The following is an 18,565-nucleotide window of genomic DNA, read 5'->3' as shown; positions in this document are numbered from 1 at the left end:
ATGACAGCCAAAGAGAAGCAAAAGCAGATAATCTGGAGTATAGTTCTCATAATCGTGACATTGATTTTTATGGTTCCGCTGATCTTCATGGTAAGCATGTCTCTACGGACACCGGATACAATCGGGTTACCGCAGCTGTTTATTTCGGACGTGACGTTTAAAAACTATGCAAACGTGCTGAGACAGAATCCTGATCTATGGAAGAATTTTATGGGAAGTGTGATCGTTACGGTCACATCGGTGGCACTTGTTACAATTTGTGCCAGTATGGCTGTGTTCGGCTTTTCCAGAAAGAATGTGCATGGAAAGGTTCTGATATACAATATTCTTTTATGTACTCTGATGGTGCCGATAGCGGGGCTTGTTGTTCCGATTACGCAGCTGAACAGCAGACTGGGCTGGATTAATAATTACTTAGGGTTGATTTTTCCATATGCAGCGCTCGGAATCCCTTTTGCCATTACGATTCTTCAAGGCTTTATGGTAGGAATTCCGGAAGAATTGGAGGAAGCCGCGGTGATTGACGGGTGCGGGATTATCCGGCTATTCCTGCAGATTGTATGTCCTCTTCTGAAGCCGGGTATTGTGGTCATTGTCATCTGGCAGTTTCTGACTTCATGGAATGAGTTCTTCCTTGCCATGTGTACGCTGACCAAGGAGTCTGTGAAAACACTGCCGCTGATCGCACAGCAGTACAATGGAGCTTATTTCAGCCAGCCGGGGACTTTATTTGCGGCGCTGACTTTGATTACGATACCAATGCTTGTATTCTATATTATCGTTCAGAAACAATTTGTTAAGGGGCTGACCGCAGGGGCAGTAAAGGGGTAACAGTCCAGACGGGACCGAACTGTTTGCAAAAGGATAGGAAAGCCCCTGAAAATGGGCGCCAAAGCTTGCATGCCGGATGGATTAAGAGTATGATATATGAAGAATATATATAAAATTCATGAATCCGAGAGGTTAAGGCTATGAGCAGGGAATCCATCATGGAAAGTCGAAAATACTATCAGCGAAATAAAATGCTGAGTATTATTCGGTATCAGAAGGATGTTTCCAGATATGATGTGAAAAAAGCAACAGCATATAGTATGACGACCGTATTGAATACGATTGAAGAGATGCTTGGCGAAGGTTTGATTTATGAGGAAGAATGCGCGGAAGCAAGAGTGGGGAGAAAACCGGTGTGGCTGCGGATCAATCCGGATGGCGGGTATTTTATCGGCCTGGAATTCAACGGTCGGATTATGCATTGTGTTGTTCTGGATTTTGCCGGCAATGTTGTATACTCAAGAGAAAGTGTAATAGCAGAGTCACAAACCCATGCGGATGCAGTTCTGACAATGTTGAAAGAGAATATTTACCGTGCTATGGATATTTTGCATGGAAAAAAGGGGAAAGTGCTGGGTATTGGTTTGGGTGTACCCGGGTACAGCAATAAAAAGAAGGGAATCGCCATTTCGTACAGCCACATCAGGGATTGGGATAATATACCCCTGAAGAGGATGATCGAAGAGGAGTTTGGGCTTCCGTGTTACATGGAGAACAATGTAAGCGGTATGATTTATGCATATAAATGTCTGGTATACAATGGGAAATGTGAAGATATGCTGTTTTTTTCTGTCCGTACCGGTGCACGGGTTATGCCGATTATCAATAATATGCCGGTCAGCAGCATTAATGGCTTTCCGGGGGAGATTGGCCATGTAAAGGTAAGCGGAGGGAGCCGGATCTGTTCATGCGGGCGTTACGGCTGCCTGAACACAGAAGTATCGGACTTTGCAATCGTGAGTAAGATTAAAGATGGTATCAAAGTAGGTCGGTTTCGGGAAATTGTGGATATGGTGAACGGCGATCTGAGTGAAATTACAATCGTGACCTTTGTGGATTCCGTACTTTTGAAGCATCCTGATTCACAGAATCTGATGAAACAGGTGGCAGGGTATTTGGGCGAGACGTTCAGTATGCTTGTGAATATATTTGCCCCCAGGAAAATTGTATTCTACGGCGAGATGGTCAGGATTGGTGAGCCATTTTTTGAAATATTGCGAAAATGTGTAAAAGAAAACTCGTTAAAAGAAAATTACAAAGGGCTGCAGATACTTGGTTCTGAGTTTGGCCCGGATCTGGGTGCCATAGGTGCGGCGGCGCTGGTTATGCAGGAAGAATTTGAGTTTGTGGAAAAAACGATATAAAGAAAAGCTTTGAAGTGTCATTCGATTTTTATCGAATGGCATTTTTTTTGGTAGAAATAGCAAAAAATCAAAAGAAAAGATTAGTAAAAAACACGAATTGACAAATCTACACTTATTCAATATAATACATTTATAAAATAATTTAAATAAAGTATTTTACTTTATTCGGAGTGCAAAATGGGCGGTACATCGAGAGAAAGATTTATTCAAACGATTCATCATCAGGACCCTGGACAAGTAGTGGTGGACCTGGGTGCTGCTTCTACAACCGGCATTCATGCAGAAGCTCTGTCTAATCTGCGCAATTATCTGGGTTTGACTCCTAAAAGGGAGCGGATCAGCGAACCCTTTCAGCTGCTGGGCGAGGTAGATGAGGAGATCAGGAAGGCTCTTGGAATTGATATTGTGGGAATCGGCACAAACACGACGATCTATGGTTTCGAAAATGCAGGCTGGAAGTCCTGGCATCTTCCTCAGGGACTGGAGGTAGAGGTGCCGGCCGGTTTTGTCTGCTCAGTTGACGAAAAGAATAATACATACATGTACCCGTGCGGAGACAGACACGCAAAGCCTGTCGCTAAGCTGCCGGCTGGGGGGTTTTTTTTCGACAACGTGGATCACACAGTGGGAGAGTTCGACGAAGATAATGCCAATGCCAGAGAAGATTATAAGAACGATTATCAGGTCTACACAGACAAACAGCTTCGCTTCATGGAAGAACAGATTGATTATTATTACAACAATACGGATTACGCAATCTTTGGTGCGGCTGCACTGACGGCTATGGGGGATATGGCTTATATACCGGGACCGGCACAGAAGCTTCCAAAGGGAATCCGTTCTCCGGAAGACTGGCTGGTAGCGCATTACACGGTTCCGGAATATGTCCATGAATGCTATGAGATGCAGTTAGAAACAGCGATGAAAAACGTGAAGCTCTTAAAAGAAATAGCGGGGAATAAAATCCAGGCCGTATTTGTCAGCGGTACAGATCTGGGGACACAGCGGTCACAGTATATATCCAACGATATGTACCGCGAATTTTACCTTCCCCGCCATAAAAAACTGAATGACTGGATCCACCGGAATACAGACTGGAAAGTCTTTTTCCACTCTTGCGGGGCGATCGAAAAACTAATGCCCGAACTATATGAGGCGGGCGTTGATATCCTGAATCCGGTACAATGTTCCGCGGACGGCATGGATCCAAGGATGCTGAAAGAAAAATGGGGAGACAAGTTTGTTTTCTGGGGCGGGGGAGTAGATACGCAGAGGACGCTTCCTTTCGGGACACCGGAAGAGGTTTATACGGAAGTGCTGGAACGTCTGAAAATATTTGCGCCGGGCGGAGGCTTTGTATTTAATGCAATCCATAACATCCAGGGTCCGACCAAACCAGAAAATATAAATGCGATGTTTGAGGCTGTCCGGGATTATAACCGGATGGCAAAATAGGGAGGGGACGGCGCATGGGAGAGCAGGCAAAGGTTCAAAATAAAGAATCCATCAATAAGTTTACAAGTACCAGCGAGTTTGGCGTGATCATTGCACTGGCATTATTGTGTATAGCGATGTCATTCCTAAGTCCCTATTTTTTAAAAAGCTCTAACATTATAAATATCCTGTATCAGGTTTCCCAGTATGCCATATTGGCAATCGGCATGGGCTTTGTCATACTGACCGGCGGAATTGACCTGTCGGTCGGTTACACGGTAGGGATCTGCGGCTGTATGCTTGCAAGCATGATAAGTAAGGGCAGCAATATGTGGCTGACGTTTATCGGTGTCCTGCTGATGGGGGTTTTTATTGGTGCAGTGAACGGTGTGCTGGTTACATATATGAAACTTGCCCCATTTATTGTCACATTGGGCACAGGGAAGATTATGCAGGGGTTAATCCTGCTGATTACAAATGGAATGCCGATCAGTGTAAATACGCCCCTGAACTGGCTGGGAAATGGAAAAGTAGGACAGATCCCGGTTGCCGTTATTATTATGGCGCTGGTGATTATAATAGGAACAGTCTTTTCCAAGTATACATTGTCCGGAAGGAACATCTATGCCGTGGGAAATAACGAAAGATCAGCAAAGATCTCGGGAATCAAAGTAGAGCGTATTAAGGTGCTGGTCTATGTTATCCAGGGGTTTCTGGCCGCATTATGCGGGGTGATTGCGACAGGTAAACTCAGAAGCGCGGATTCCCAGCTTGGAAACGGGTATGAGATGGATGTCATTGCTGCCGTTGTAATCGGAGGCTTCAGTATGAGCGGAGGTGAAGGAAAGATCTGGAGCGTCATGGTCGGGGCGGCAATCATGGGGGTACTGAAAAATGCTTTTGTGCTCCTGGGGTTACCTTCTTACTGGCAGACGGCAAGCATTGGAATCGTAATCATTATTGCGGTGTCAATTGATCCGGTCAAGGCATTTTTTAAACAGCGGAAAATCAACAAAGGAATTTAAAAAGGGAGGAATTATTTTATGAAAAAAAGAGTGTTGGGATTTATTTTAAGTGCAGCAATGGTAATCTGCCTTTGTGCAGGATGCGGAGCAGACAATGCGCCAGAAGAAAAGGCGGCGAAAACGGAGACAACCGGGGAAACGAAGCAGGATGATGCAGAGGAAGAGGCTGGAGACGACAATATTCTGGACGATGTCGTGGTGGATACCTCCAGAATCACGGTGAAACCGGCTGAAAATACTTCCGGGGAAGAGATCAGAATTGCAGCTTTATGTGTACCTTACGGCCCATTCTGGCTGGAAGTCGTAAACGGAATGGAATCCGCAAAGAAACTGCTTGCGGACTATAATTGTACGGTAGACCTGATCCCGTTGGAATCCCTGGACGGCCAGCTGTTCTATGACGCAATCCAGACCTGTATCGTAAAGGAATACGATGTGATCAGCACATTCGGCGTATCCGATTCCATCTGCCCCATCGTAGACGAAGCAACGGACGCTGGTATTGCGGTTTATTACTACAATTCAGACACGGCCCAGGAATGTTCAAGAGTAGCGTTTATCGGCCAGGATTTATATGCAGCGGGACAGAAAGCGGCTGACCTGATGACAGATATACTTGGCGGAAAAGGCACGGTGGGTATCATTACAGGTCTCTTCAGCGTCAATGCCCATGAACTGCGCAGGACAGGAAGCGAAGACCAGTTTAAAGAAAAATACCCGGATATCAAATTACTGGAAACCATAGAGTGCAGTGATAATGACCAGGTAGCCTATAATGTGGCAACAGACCTTCTGACCGGCAATCCCGATCTGAGCGGGATTATCTGTACTGCAAACGGCCAGATTGGAACGGCTCAGGCAATTGAAGACTTAGGGCTGGAAGGAAAAGTGAAAATTGTCTGCTACGACTATATGGATGAAGTCATTGAATTTCTCAGAAAGGGAACAATCAATGCAACTATAAGCCAGGGACCATTTGACCAGGGCGCAAATCCGATCGTTTATGGATACAATCAGGTGATTACAGGAAAGCCGGAAGTAACCGGTAATGTGTTTACTGCTTTAGACGTGATAACACCAGAAAATGTAAATGAATATTTTCCGGAATAAATAATGACTGCAGGTGATAAGAATGCTGCAAGGCAAAAGGAGCGCATATGGAGCGGAAAGCAATCTATAAATTTCAGAATATCTGCAAATATTTTCCAGGTGTCAAGGCATTGGATGATGTCAGCTTCGATATCATGGAGGGGGAGATTCACGCAATTGTCGGAGAAAATGGGGCGGGTAAGTCTACACTGATGAATATCATATCAGGCGTTTACCAGCCCTCATCGGGCAGCCTGGTGTTCGAAGGGGAGAGGCTTGAGCTAAAGAGTGTAAGTCACGCACAGGATATGGGGATTTCGATGATTCATCAGGAACTTTCCCTGTCCCCGGCGCTGGATATTGCCGAAAATATATTTGCGGGCAGACTTCCAAAAGGGAAGGGCGGCTTCCTGAATATCCGGAAACTGTATGCTAAAACGGAGGAGGCGCTGAAAGAAGTTGGGCTGGATTATTTAAATGCCCATACACTGATCCGGGATATCAGCACTTCTCAGCAGCAGTTAGTGGAGATTGCAAAGGCGCTGGCACTGAAATCAAAACTGATTATTATGGATGAACCCACAAGTTCTCTTACGGCCAGTGAAGCAAACTTTCTGGAAGAGATCATATTGGGACTGAAAAAATCAGGAGTGACAATTCTTTACATTTCGCACAAACTCGATGAAATCATGCGGCTGGCGGATAAAATCACGGTGCTGAGAGACGGCTGCCATATTGTGACTGACGACAAAAGCAATATGACAATTGAGAAGATGATTTCCTATATGGTGGGCAGGGAATACAGCAAGATAACGGTGAGAGAAAGCTTCCTTGATGATTATGAGAACCGCCGTGTGATACTGGAAGTGGAGGATTTGTGCGTGGGCAACAAAGTGAAACATGTAGGATTTAAACTGTACGAGGGGGAAATTCTGGGTATTACAGGGCTTGTAGGGGCAGGCAGAAGTGAAGTGCTGCAGGCAGTGTATGGTGCTGACCCAAGACAGAGCGGAACTATAAAAATCCTGGGAAAAGAATGCCATCTGCAGAGGACAGGAGAGGCGATTGAACAGGGAATGGGGCTGGTGCCGGAAGGACGGAAGACCCAGGGGCTGTTCCTGAAGCTGAGTGTCCGGGATAATGCATCGGTCATGTATCTCAGGAAACTGAGGTCTAAGGCGGGGCTTTTAAACACCCGCAAATGCAGGAGCCTGACGGAGCAGTATATTAAGAAGCTGAACATCAAGACTCCTTCACAGGGACAGCTGATTGAAAACTTAAGCGGCGGTAACCAGCAGAAAGTTGTAATTGCAAGATGTCTGATGAACCATCCTAAAATATTATTCATGGATGAGCCGACCCAGGGGATAGACGTGGGAGCCAAAGAAGAGATCTATCAGATTATGAATGAGCTTGTAAAAGAGGGCGTCAGTATCGTAATGGTATCGTCCGAGATGCAGGAGACTATCTCGCTCTGCGACAGAGTGATTGTCATGTATGAGGGGCAGATCACCGGTGAGCTTATGCATAAGGATGTCAGCGATGAAAAAATTCTTGCCCTGGCATCAAACAAGAGGGAATAGGGGTTACTATGCACGCCCATAGGCCGTGAATAGTAACGAATAGGGTAACTGATCAGGATAGGAGGCAGCTATGAAGGCAGCGGTAATGACGAAAATAAAAGAAGTTGTGATGGAAGAGAGGGATATTCCGCAGATCGGGGATGACGAGGTTCTGATTAAAGTAAAACACTGCGGGATCTGCGGTTCCGACATCCATTATTATGAGCATGGAAGAATCGGGGATTTTGTAGTGAACCAGCCGATGGTATTAGGCCATGAATGCGCAGGGGAAATCTGTAAAGTCGGATCTTCGGTAAAGAATCTGGAAAGCGGGGATATCGTGGCTGTGGAACCTGGTTATACATGCGGAAAGTGCGAATTCTGTAAAAGCGGAAGATATAATTTATGCCCGGATGTCGTGTTTCTGGCAACGCCTCCTTATGACGGGGCCTTTGCGGAGTATATAAAATATCCGTCTGATATGGTTTTTAAACTTCCAAAAGGGATGGATACAATAGAGGGAGCGCTGATCGAACCGTTCTGTGTGGGAATGCATGCAGCCATGCAGGCGGAAGCCAGAGTGGGACAGAGTGCAGTGATCCTGGGGGCCGGATGCATAGGTTTGTGTACACTGATGGCGCTGTCGACGATGGGCGTGAAAAACGTATACATGGTGGATGTGATCCAAAGCCGTCTTGACATGGCAAAAGAACTGGGAGCAGTGAAAGTGATCCGGGCTGATCAGGAAGATGCGGTACAGGCAGTCATGGATGCCACAAACGGCAGAGGTGCGGATTTGGTCTTTGAAACTGCAGGGAGCCAGCAGACAGCACAGCAGACATCGGAACTGGTGGCAAGAGGCGGGACTATAGTTATGGTAGGGATGGCGGCAGATCCGGTTTTCCAGTATGATTTCGGGAAGATTATGAATAAAGAAGTAAAGCTGCATACGGTGTTCCGTTATCAAAATCTGTACGAGGCGGCGATACATACGGTATCCGATTACCACCTGCCGCTGAAAAAGATTGTAACAAATACGTATACTTTTGAGCAGACGAGCCAGGCTCTCGATGACAGCATCAACCATAAGTCCGAAATGGTGAAGTCTGTGATTGCATTTTCGTAGTAGATGGGGGCGGGGCGCAAAAGGAAGGGATAGCCGCAAGCCGCCCAAGTGCAGCTATGCCGTTGTGATATGCGGACACGAACCTAAGAAATTCTAGGAATCCGACAGCCGTGAAAGTGGGGCACGGGCTGACACATCACGAGAAATCGGATGATTTCTCGCGCTGGGTCAGCCGATTTTGTGATTCGGAGATCACAAAATCTCCCCACTTTCCCGGCTGTCGGCTTCCAAGAATTACTAAGGTCCGCTTTAGCGTTTCACAACGGCATAGCTGCACTTGGGCGGCTTGCGGCTATCCCTTCCTTTTGCTGGTATGGCATAGTCCCGGGACACAGAAGGAGCCTTGTTTTTTGCAAAAGGAGATCATTATGTGCTTACAGCGTAATTGTGAATGGTTCTGTTGTGGGAAAATGATTGTATTGGTAAGGAATATGTGTTAAAATTAATACATTAATAAAATACTTTTATAAAACGAGGGAAGATATGACGGAAAATAAGCTGAATAATATGGATGTTAAGCGGAATAACAGGAGCAGGGTTTATCACCTCCTTTATGAACATGGGCCAGAATCACTAAAGAATATTGCGGGAATATTGGACATGAGTATGCCGACGCTGCTGCAGAATGTGAAAGAGCTGAAGGCAGAGAATCTGATCATGGATTCAGGGGTTAAAGAATCTACAGGAGGGCGGAGGCCAAAGGTTATTGGCTGTAATTTTGCTGCGAAGGTCTCGGTTGGTCTGGACATTACAAGGAATCACGCAGTATTCATGTTGATTGACCTGAAGGGCAATATACTTCAATACAGAAGAATACGTTATACATTTAAAAACGAAAAAGAATATTTTGACAATCTTGTGATCAAATTAGAAGATTTTTTGGAAGAATGGGATGTAGAGCGCAGCACAATTCTCGGGGTGGGAATCTCTCTGCCGGGCATCATTGATGCGGACTCAAAGTACATGATGGTCGGCAAGGTGCTGGACTTTGACGGCGGAGACCTGGATGAATTCCGGAGCAGGATTCCCTATCCCTGCCTGTTCAGCAATGACGCTAATGCGGGTGGATTTGCAGAGCTTTGGCGGGCCGGTAATTTGGAAAATGTGATTTACCTATCGCTTAGTAATACGGTGGGTGGGGCGATTCTGATCAACGGGCAGAATTACTACGGAGAGACGCAAAAAGGCGGTGAATTCGGACATCTCATCATAAAGCCGGGGGGGAAGGCGTGCTACTGCGGACGCAGGGGCTGTGTGAATGCATATTGCTCTGCTACGAACCTGCGCTTGGGGGAGGAGACTCTGGAAGATTTTTTCAGAAAGCTTGCAAAAGGCGAAGAGATACAAAAGAAAGTGTGGGATGAATATAAAGAATATCTGGTACTGACTATATTAAACCTTAGGACATCCTTTGACTGCGATATCATTCTGGGCGGATATGTGGGAAGTTTTCTCGGAGATTATGTGGAGGAAATAGCGGCTGAGGTGCAAAAGAACAGCCTGTTTTGCGAAGAAGTGAACTTTATCAAAACCTGCTATTATCAGTATGAATCCTCTGCGGTCGGGGCGGCGCTCATGCATGTAAAAGAGTTTGTATCGGGGATTTAGGCAGCAAGCTTTAGACTTGTCGACGGACGGGGACGCTCCATGAAGGGATAGCCGAAAGCCTTCCGGAGAACATCCATGTCCTTTCAAAAATGCGGCCATGGGCCTAAGAAATTCTAGGCGGGAAACAGCCGCAAAAATGGAGCACAGCTGACACATCACGAGAAATCCGATGATTTCTCGCGCTGGGTCAGCCGATTTTTGGATTCGGTATCCAAAAATCTCTCCATTTTTGCGGCTGTTTCCCACCAAGAATTTCTAAGCCCCGCTTTGAGCGTTTTTGAAAGGACATGGATGTTCTCCGGAAGGCTTTCGGCTATCCCTTCATGGAGCTGGCGCATCCGGCCGGTAGGTAAAGTTCGTCCCTAAGGTAGAGCTTCATACGGGGGGCAGCGTATGGTATTGAATTGGCGGTACTTTCATACGTCCGCTGCCCCGGTCAGGGATCCTCCCTGTCATGAAGCGTCCCCGTCCGTCGACAAGGATAAAGCTTGCATACTTTGTTATATAAGGGGAAAGAACTTTTCTTTTATAGAAAAAGCCTTCCCGTTGGGATTCGCACTTTGTCCTATAATGTTTTTGGATACCTTTATTTGCCTGTGTTTTCCGGGGTCTTGCTGGTCAGAAGCTTTTTCACCCTGCTCAGATGCTGGTACATTGCCTCATATGCCCGGTCGGGATTTTTTGTCAGTATAGCCTCAAATATCGAGGTATGATAGGAAACAACTTCATCCATAGGCGTCGTGTTTTTCAGGCTCCAATACTGATGATTAGATATGATCTGGGGCATGGCGGAAAGGCAGTTGGTAAAAAAGTCTGAATGTGAAGCATTAGCCACGGCCAGATGGAAGTCGGCGTCCGCCTGAAAAAAATAATGATCCTGCCCTGCCTTTAATTTACGGATTTCATCAATGGATCGGAACAGGCTTTCCTGTATCTGGATAATATCTTCTGCATTGGCATGGACAGCGGCCTGCCGGCTCCCCTCGGATTCAATCAGGCAGCGGAGCTGCACGGACTCCTGTAAGATTACTTCATTTTTCAGATAGGGCGTATTTTTTCCGGAAGAGATAAAAGATGGCGGGACATTGGTTACAAATATGCCAGAACTTCTTTTGACAGAAACGATATCTTCCTGGGTAAGCAAAGAAATTGCCTCTCTTACCGGTACACGGCTGACTTTATAATATTCTGCAAGCTCCCGCTCAGTGGGCAGTTTGTCTCCGGCCTGATATTTGCCGGATATAATCTCTTTTTTTATATCTTCTGAAATGATTTCTCCAAGGGATTTCTTCTTCATGTCTCTTCCTCCGCAAATATATCTTGTAAATAAATTATACCAAAAGCAAGAACATAAAGCAATGGTTTTGAAAAAATGGTATATAAAAATACCAATATGGAATAAAAAATAAACCTATTGTATAAAAACAACTGTTGAAAATAGTGCATATTAAACGAATAATAAAAAGAAATGAAAGTGATATTGACTAAAAGAGATAAAGGTTATACTATTTTAATATAAACAGGGCCTGTTAAAAGAAAAATAGTTGGTATAAAAAATAACCAAAAACAATGAGGAAAGGAAAATTTATGTATCTTAATTTTATAGAAAAAAAGAACGATTTCCTCCGTGCAGCCAGACGTACATATGAAAGCGGCATACAAACCGGAACGGGTGGAAACCTGAGCGTGAGACTGGATGATCATTGTATGCTCGTAAAGCCGAGCGGTTTTTCGTACGGAGCGTGTTCGGAAGAAAATTTGACAGTTACAGATTTTAGCGGAAAACTCATGCATGGTATCTATCAGCCCACAAGAGAATCTGTTCTGCATGGAAATCTATATAACAGGTTTCCGGATATTGGGGGGATTGTCCATGTCCATTCTCCATATGCAATCCTGGCATCGCTGCATTATGACCAGGTTGAGCTCGTCACGATGCACTCAGCCTTGAAACTGAGGGAGTCCATCCCTGTCATTGATGTAAAAACACAGGCGGTAGAAGCACAGGAGCTATATAAAGTGTTTCACGCTTTTGAAAACAATCCGTCCCTGTCCGCTTTTATTCTCAGGGGACACGGGATCGTTGCAATCGGGAAAACCGCGGAAAAAGCGGGACAGACTGCAGAACTTATTGAAGAAACCGCGATGATTTTCTGGGAAGACGAAAAAATGAAATATATGAAAAACAGTTGAATTAAAATCAGGAGGATACCTATGCAGAACTATACAATTACCCCAATTATTACAGGTTATACACATACAAACAAGGCTACATACCTCTACCATCACAGTATACATAAGTACTATGATACAGAGGGGTTTGTAGATTTGCCGGTTACCATTTTTCTGGTGCAGGGAAACGGCCGCAAGATCCTGATTGATACGGGAATGTCTGATACAGACAGGGCGGGAAAATATCATCACCCGGGATCTGTGCAGCCGGAAGGGCATGCAGTATACGAACAGCTGGATAAGCTGGGGATTGGATGCGGGGAGATTGATACTATCATTTTTACACATTTACATTGGGATCATGTCTATTATACGGACCGGTTTACAAATGCGAAGATGTATGCACAGCGAAAAGAATATGAATTTGCCATGAACCCGATCCCGCTTTACTATAAGTCTTACGAGTACCCGGCGCTGGGAATCCGGCCCCAGTTTGCGGATATGGAAATTACGCTTCTGGACGGGGAATGTGAGGTTATGGACGGAATCTATGTGTACCCGAGCACAGGACATTCCGTTGGCCATCAGACGGTGGTGGTCAATACGAAAGACGGGGAGTACCATTGCTGCGGTGACCTGATCTTTACTTATGACAATATAAAAGAGGTGCCGGAAGCGCATTATGACATCACCCCTCCCGGCAGATTCCTGGACATAGTTGATTCCTGGAACAGCATTGTTGAATTGAAAAGAAGAGCGAAATCACCGGACTTTATTCTGCCGACCCATGCGCCGGAAATGATTGAACTGGTAGAATCGGGAAAAATACTTGGCGTATAGGCGGGGATAAAATATGAAGACAATAGCGCTGATTTCTTCACTGGATACAAAAGAAGAGGAAATACTGTATGCAAAAGAACTGATAGAAAAACGAGGCCTGTTTACCTTTCTAATTGATCTGAGCACGCGCAGGCTGGAGAATGCCCATGCTGATTTAAAAGCGAAGGAGATTCTGGGAGCCGCAGGGATTGGGGAGGAACAAATCCGGGCTATGGATAAGGCGGACTGTATCAGTGCCATGGAGAATGCGGCCAAAACTGCCGTTCAAACGGCATATGCTGATGGCCGGTTCCAGGGGATTCTCTGTATTGGGGGAGGTCAAAATGCCAGGATGGCGGCAGAGGTAATGAGAGAACTGCCCCTTGGGGTGCCTAAGATGATCGTATCGCCTCTCATATCGGGGAAAAGAACGATCGAACAGTTTATGGGGGCGAGCGATATTATTCTCAGGCATTCCGTGGTAGATTTCTCCGGGCTGAACTCGATCAGCAGGAAGGTGATTTATCAATGTGTGCAGGCTGTGGTTGGGATGGTAGTGCATCCTTATAGCAGAGAGGATGCAGGGGGGGTTAAAATTGGCATGACAATGCTTGGCGTTACCACCAGATTTGCGGATGGAATTGTGAAGGGCATGGGGGAAGAGGTTGTCTGCTTTCATGCCAACGGCACCGGTGGAAGATGCTATGAGGAGATGATGAGGCAGGGCGTATTTGATGTGTCTTTGGATGCGAATCTCCACGAACTTACCTGTGAAATGCTGGGCGGCTTTTGCGAAGGGGCGCCAGGGCGTCTTCGTGCGGCTGCTGATTCAGGGATTCCGATACTCTGCGTTCCAGGGGCGGTTGATGTCATTGATTATTATTTTGAGGATGGAGTGACTGAGCGTCCTGAAAGATTTCTGGAACGGAAGCATGTATTTCATAATGCGAATATATGCCATACAAAAGCATTTCCCGAAGAAATGCGGCAGCTGGGGGAAGAGACTGCGAAGCGGCTGAACCGTGCGAAGGGAAAGGTGACCGTAGTGCTTCCGGATGATGGCTTCTGCGAGGCGGGGAGAAAAGGGCAGGCGCTCTGTGATCCGGCTGCAGATCAGGCGTTTACGGAAGCGCTGAAGTCGAAACTGGATAAAAACATCCGTGTGCTGGAGGTGGAAGGAAATATTAATGATGACGCCTGTATTGGCCTTTGCATACGGGAGGTTCAAAAATTAATAGAAAAGAGGTAGATTTATGACGATTTCAGCAGTTATAGGTTTGATAGCGGTACTGATATTTCTGATTTATTTCTCTTATAAAGGCGCACCGATCGTGATTATAGCTCCTATAGGCGCGATCATATTGATATTGTTTGCAAGCGGGCTGGATGCCAAAGTAATGGCTGCATATACGGAAGTATATATGAAAGGCTTTGGGAATTTCGCTAAAAATTTCTTCCCGTTGTTTGTTACGGGTGCATTATTTGCCAAAATGATGGACAGTGTAGGTTATACCAAATCAATTGCCAGGTTTGTGGCACGGCGGCTGGGAAAAGGCAAGGCAATCATGTCCGTAGTGCTTGCGGGAGCGATCCTGACATATGGAGGCGTGTCACTGTTTGTTGTGGCATTTGTCGTGTATCCGATTGCGATTTCTTTGTTCCGGGAAGCGGACATCCCTAAAAGGCTGATACCAGGAACTATCGCTCTGGGTGCGTTTACATTTACCATGACGGCTCTGCCGGGCACGCCGCAGGTACAGAATACCATTCCCATGTCCGTATTCGGCACGGATTCCTTCGCGGCTCCGGGTCTGGGAATCATAGCAAGTATCCTGCTCTTCGGACTGGGGTATCTGTGGCTGTCGGCAAGGGCGAAAAAGGCAAAGGCGCTGGGAGAAGGGTATGGAGAACACCAGGATGAAGCATCTGCAGTCGATATGGCTGATAGCACGGATGTGCCTCCGGTCTGTCTGGCGGTACTTCCGATTGTCCTGATGTTCGGATTGAATCTGTTTTTATCAAAAGTGTATTACCCACGGGTAAACGGTGGATATCTGGAGGAGTACGGAACCAGCTTGCCGGCGGTTGCCGGAAATTGGAGCGTAATTATTGCCATTGTAATCTCCATCGTTGTGATTTTACTAATGAATATTAAAAAACTAAAGGGGATGGGGATTAATACCGTCTTAAAAGACGGCGTGACAACAACTTTCGGTCCAATCGTAAATGCCTGTGCGATTGTTGGATTCGGAACAGTCATTACTTCTCTGCCGCTTTACACCGGACTTCAGCAGCTTTTGGTCGGAAGTTCACAGAATCCACTGATATCGGAGGCTCTGTCGGTAAATATACTCTGTGGAATTACCGGCTCGGCTTCGGGCGGTCTGGGTGCGGCGATCAGCGGATTTGCAGACAATTATATGCAGATGGCTGCATCCGCCGGCATATCACCGGAGGTGCTGCACAGAATTGCCTCGCTTGCATCCGGGGGACTGGATACGCTTCCGTTTAACGGAGCGGTACTCACTACGCTTGCGTTATGCGGGATGACCCATAAGCAATCCTATAAAGATATGTGTGTAGTATCTGTTATTATTCCGATGTGTGTAACTGTAATCATGGTAATATTGGCTAGTTTGGGGCTTCAGTTTTAGGAGGTGGAAATATGTTGTCAAGAGAAAGAATGGAAAGGGTGCTCGAAGGAAAAGAACCGGATTACATCCCGATTTTCCCAAAGATCAGCCACGCAACGTGCCGTGCGGTGGAGGGAATGACGATGCGGGATTATATGACGGATCCGGAAAATATGGCGAAAGCGATTATTGCAGCAGCTGAAAAGTACCAGTGGGATGCAGTCGGAATTACCACGGATATTGCAAATGAAGGCATGGCGATAGGCAGTAACTATATCAGGCCGGAGGAGGAAACGTCCAAGCTGATCGAATATTATCTGGAAGAGCTGGATGATTATGAGCGGGTTCGGGTAACGAATCCATGGGATACTGAGCCGACGAAAACAATTCTGCGCGCGTCAGAGATTGTAAAGAGTGAGGTTGGGGACCGGATTTACGTAACCGCGTGGTGCAACGCCCCGCTGAACGTGGCAAGTCAGCTGATCCCCATGGAAGAGCTGCTGATAGGGATGCTGACAGACCCTGAAACGGTGCATGAACTGCTGGAACGGTGTCTGGCCTATACGGTGAACTATGTGAAATATCTGGCGGAGACAGGGGTGGATGCCATTTCCTTTGGGCATGCAATGGCTTCTAATACGGTGATTTCTGCACAAAATTACAAAGATTTTGCGCTGCCGTATGAAACCAGGCTCGTATCTGCGATTCATGAAAACGGGGTCAGGGCAATTACACATATCTGCGGGGACATCCATGGGATTGTGGAACTTATTACAAGAAACGGCAGCGATATCATTGACTTTGACCATTTGTGTGATGTCAGCAGACTGAAAACACAGACGGATAAGGTACTCAGGGGCAACATTGATCCCTCGCTGCTGGCGAACGGAACACCGCAGGAGGTCTATGACCAGACGGCAAAAGTTGTACAGGAAGGGAAAAAGGGCGGAAACTTTATCCTGGGAAGCGGGTGCGAGGTGACGGCAACGACTCCTCCGGAGAACCTGAAGGCTTTTGTACAGGCCGGAAGGGACTTTGGAAAATGCGATGAATAGAAAGGCTGCATAGAAACATGAAGGAAGGATTTCGTTTTTAGGAAATCCTTCCTTCATGCTGTCTGGTAAAATTCTTTTAAGCTGATTATATACGTGGATGCGGCTTCATTAACTTCCGTCCATCAGGAAAACCAGTGCGGCGGCCATGGCTGAGGCGGCTTCCGGTTCCACCTGGCAGCCGTATAATTCCGCTGAGTAATTGCAGTCTTTGGACATCACAATTCCGATAACCGAGGTGGTCAGCATCAATTCCACTTTCTTCTCCATATCCAATGCTTTTTTGTTATACTTCAAGTGAGCTTCCACTTTTCCAGCGGTTGGGTAGATAATCCCGTTCATATCTATATCGCCCTTCAAGTCCTTCCTGGCGCTCTGCTCCATGATTTCTATTACATGGGTCATATAATCAATGACCTCATTTCTGCTCCAGCCGCTTCGTGCCATCTCATAATCGATTCCATATTCCCATAAAGGTCTGCCCGTCTGCTGGCAAAGAGACAAAAGCTCCTCGGCGCTTGTGAATTGAGACAATGGAACAGCAGGGAATACTTTTCGAGAGCGAGAGAGCATTGGATATCTTTCGGGAAAATGGCTTTTATATAGAAGGAAAAATTGTACATTTTAAAGAGGACGATGTGCGCAAGGCACTTCAGCTTGTCCCGGAACGTTTCGTAATACGGGGAAGTGACCGAAAGAATGATGTCGAGGTGGGCTGAGGAACGACTGTATTCTGCCCGGCGTACGGCCCGGTATATGTGCAGGAAAATAATGTGCGGCGTGAGGCGAAGCTGGAAGATATGGTGAAATGCGTCAAGCTGCTTCAAACCAGCGATACGATTCAGATGCTGAATCCATATGTAATCCCCCCCTTTGATGTGCCTGGCGAGAAGGTACTGATGTATCAGCTTGCAACATGCCTCAAATATGGCAGTAAGCCGACGATGTGCCCAAGCGGCGGTTATCTTAGGATGCGGTGCATTGCCAGAGGATAAACTGAAACGATTGGATTCATACTTAAAAGTATAGGAGGGAAAATATGTACTATTTGCCACATGATACAAATATAGAGCTGATACGTGCAAGAAAGCAGCACAGCTGTTACGGGATGGGGCTTGGGATCATGATTCTGGATGAAGTCTATCCGGGGTTCCCGGGAGATGTCAGAAACGCGAGTGCTTTTCCGTATCCTATACAATATGACATTGTTCAGGATATAGATATTTATAAGCTGGTGTGGGAGGAAGATAAAACACAGTGCAGGGAGCCGATATTGGCGGCGGCGAAACGGCTGGAAAAAATGGGGTGCCGCGCAATCGCAGCGGAATGCGGATATTTTGCATATTTCCAGCAGGAGGTTGCCGGCTATGTGGATATCCCGGTATTCATGTCAAGTCTGCTGCAGGTTCCAATGATCCAGCAGACGATCGGCAAGAATAGAAGCGTGGGGATTGTTGCCGCTATGGGCAAATTCCTGACAGAGACACATCTGAAAAATGTGGGCATTGCCCCGGACAGTAATTATTTTATCGCCGGTGCACAGGACGAATATGGCTGCACGGAATTTGATAATCTCTGGAATGCACAGGTGCGCAAGGAGGTTCCGGAGGCGTATTATTCAAAAGCAGAGAAGCAGATGATTGCCATGTGCAGGGACCTGGTGGATAAACATCCGGATATGGGAGCCATTATGCTGGAATGTACGGGGATGCAGCCTTTTGCCAGAGCAATTCAGCGGGAGCTGGATCTGCCGGTATATAGCTGGGGGACATTGCTGGATTATGCTTACTCTGTTGTAAACCATAGAGATTACTATGGGCATGTTTAAGAACACTTAGGGACAAAAGGAA

The 18,565-nt window shown here is 46.4% G+C and carries 16 protein-coding genes and 1 pseudogene; 15 read left to right on the top strand and 2 right to left on the bottom strand.

Translation table 11 applies throughout. From position 1 onward, the window contains the following. The 8 genes from ARB69_RS14555 to ARB69_RS14520 all read left to right on the top strand — a co-directional run bounded on the left by ARB69_RS14555 (position 1) and on the right by ARB69_RS14520 (position 10,039). Positions 1–831, top strand: a complete 831-nt coding sequence (locus ARB69_RS14555) for a carbohydrate ABC transporter permease (protein WP_025654909.1) — start codon at positions 1–3, stop codon at positions 829–831. Positions 832–989: 158 nt separating this feature from the next. After that, on the top strand, positions 990–2,195 hold the full coding sequence (locus ARB69_RS14550; RefSeq protein ID WP_157355648.1) for an ROK family protein: 1,206 nt from the start codon (positions 990–992) through the stop codon (positions 2,193–2,195). Positions 2,196–2,372: 177 nt separating this feature from the next. Then, a complete protein-coding gene (locus ARB69_RS14545; protein ID WP_055153909.1) occupies positions 2,373–3,650 on the top strand; it encodes a uroporphyrinogen decarboxylase family protein in 1,278 nt (425 codons plus the stop codon). 14 nt (positions 3,651–3,664) lie between these two features. Continuing rightward, positions 3,665–4,654, top strand: coding sequence for an ABC transporter permease (locus tag ARB69_RS14540; RefSeq protein WP_055153907.1), 990 nt, complete (start codon positions 3,665–3,667; stop codon positions 4,652–4,654). A gap of 18 nt (positions 4,655–4,672) precedes the next feature. Then, positions 4,673–5,764: a sugar ABC transporter substrate-binding protein gene (locus ARB69_RS14535; protein ID WP_055153905.1), complete on the top strand. Its 1,092-nt coding sequence runs from the start codon at positions 4,673–4,675 to the stop codon at positions 5,762–5,764. 47 nt (positions 5,765–5,811) lie between these two features. Further along, complete coding sequence (locus ARB69_RS14530; RefSeq protein ID WP_055153903.1) at positions 5,812–7,326, top strand: sugar ABC transporter ATP-binding protein; 1,515 nt, start codon at positions 5,812–5,814, stop codon at positions 7,324–7,326. A gap of 70 nt (positions 7,327–7,396) precedes the next feature. Continuing rightward, on the top strand, positions 7,397–8,431 hold the full coding sequence (locus ARB69_RS14525; protein ID WP_055153901.1) for an NAD(P)-dependent alcohol dehydrogenase: 1,035 nt from the start codon (positions 7,397–7,399) through the stop codon (positions 8,429–8,431). A 483-nt stretch (positions 8,432–8,914) separates the two neighbouring features. Continuing rightward, on the top strand, positions 8,915–10,039 hold the full coding sequence (locus ARB69_RS14520) for an ROK family protein (RefSeq protein ID WP_055153899.1): 1,125 nt from the start codon (positions 8,915–8,917) through the stop codon (positions 10,037–10,039). A 586-nt stretch (positions 10,040–10,625) separates the two neighbouring features. On the opposite strand, the gene ARB69_RS14515 is transcribed toward ARB69_RS14520, so the two are convergent. Then, complete coding sequence (locus ARB69_RS14515) at positions 10,626–11,336, bottom strand: FadR/GntR family transcriptional regulator (protein WP_050641658.1); 711 nt, start codon at positions 11,334–11,336, stop codon at positions 10,626–10,628. Between the two features lie 290 nt (positions 11,337–11,626). Here ARB69_RS14515 and ARB69_RS14510 point away from each other — a divergent pair, with 290 nt between their 5' ends. From ARB69_RS14510 to ARB69_RS14490, 5 genes are read left to right on the top strand one after another with little or no spacing between them, the layout of a single operon-like run. Further along, positions 11,627–12,232, top strand: coding sequence for a class II aldolase/adducin family protein (locus tag ARB69_RS14510; RefSeq protein WP_050641657.1), 606 nt, complete (start codon positions 11,627–11,629; stop codon positions 12,230–12,232). A 21-nt stretch (positions 12,233–12,253) separates the two neighbouring features. Next, positions 12,254–13,051 carry an N-acyl homoserine lactonase family protein gene (locus ARB69_RS14505; RefSeq protein ID WP_050641656.1) on the top strand — a complete coding sequence of 266 codons (798 nt, stop codon included), beginning with the start codon at positions 12,254–12,256 and terminating at the stop codon, positions 13,049–13,051. Between the two features lie 13 nt (positions 13,052–13,064). Beyond that, positions 13,065–14,279 carry a Tm-1-like ATP-binding domain-containing protein gene (locus ARB69_RS14500; protein WP_055153897.1) on the top strand — a complete coding sequence of 405 codons (1,215 nt, stop codon included), beginning with the start codon at positions 13,065–13,067 and terminating at the stop codon, positions 14,277–14,279. Positions 14,280–14,283: 4 nt separating this feature from the next. Continuing rightward, positions 14,284–15,684, top strand: coding sequence for a GntP family permease (locus ARB69_RS14495; protein WP_082203041.1), 1,401 nt, complete (start codon positions 14,284–14,286; stop codon positions 15,682–15,684). A gap of 11 nt (positions 15,685–15,695) precedes the next feature. Continuing rightward, the gene (locus ARB69_RS14490) at positions 15,696–16,718 is read left to right on the top strand and encodes a uroporphyrinogen decarboxylase family protein (RefSeq protein WP_055153895.1); all 1,023 of its coding nucleotides are present in this window, start codon (positions 15,696–15,698) and stop codon (positions 16,716–16,718) included. Between the two features lie 108 nt (positions 16,719–16,826). Here the strand turns inward: ARB69_RS14490 and ARB69_RS14485 are convergent, their stop codons facing one another. Continuing rightward, the gene (locus ARB69_RS14485) at positions 16,827–17,219 is read right to left on the bottom strand and encodes an L-serine ammonia-lyase, iron-sulfur-dependent, subunit alpha (RefSeq protein WP_055153893.1); all 393 of its coding nucleotides are present in this window, start codon (positions 17,217–17,219) and stop codon (positions 16,827–16,829) included. Between the two features lie 29 nt (positions 17,220–17,248). On the opposite strand from ARB69_RS14485, the pseudogene ARB69_RS27730 reads away from it, so the two are divergent. Together ARB69_RS27730 and ARB69_RS14470 are read left to right on the top strand one after the other, a co-directional pair. Further along, positions 17,249–17,710: pseudogene (locus tag ARB69_RS27730) on the top strand (trimethylamine methyltransferase family protein). Positions 17,711–17,754: 44 nt separating this feature from the next. Next, the gene (locus tag ARB69_RS14470; RefSeq protein ID WP_050641653.1) at positions 17,755–18,543 is read left to right on the top strand and encodes an aspartate/glutamate racemase family protein; all 789 of its coding nucleotides are present in this window, start codon (positions 17,755–17,757) and stop codon (positions 18,541–18,543) included. Positions 18,544–18,565 lie beyond the last annotated feature (22 nt).

The sequence above is a fragment of the Faecalicatena contorta genome, assembly GCF_001404335.1.
Classification (GTDB): Bacteria; Bacillota; Clostridia; order Lachnospirales; family Lachnospiraceae; genus Faecalicatena; species Faecalicatena contortus_B.
Note: the sequence above shows the minus strand (reverse complement) of the source record. Positions and strands in the feature narration are given on the sequence as shown.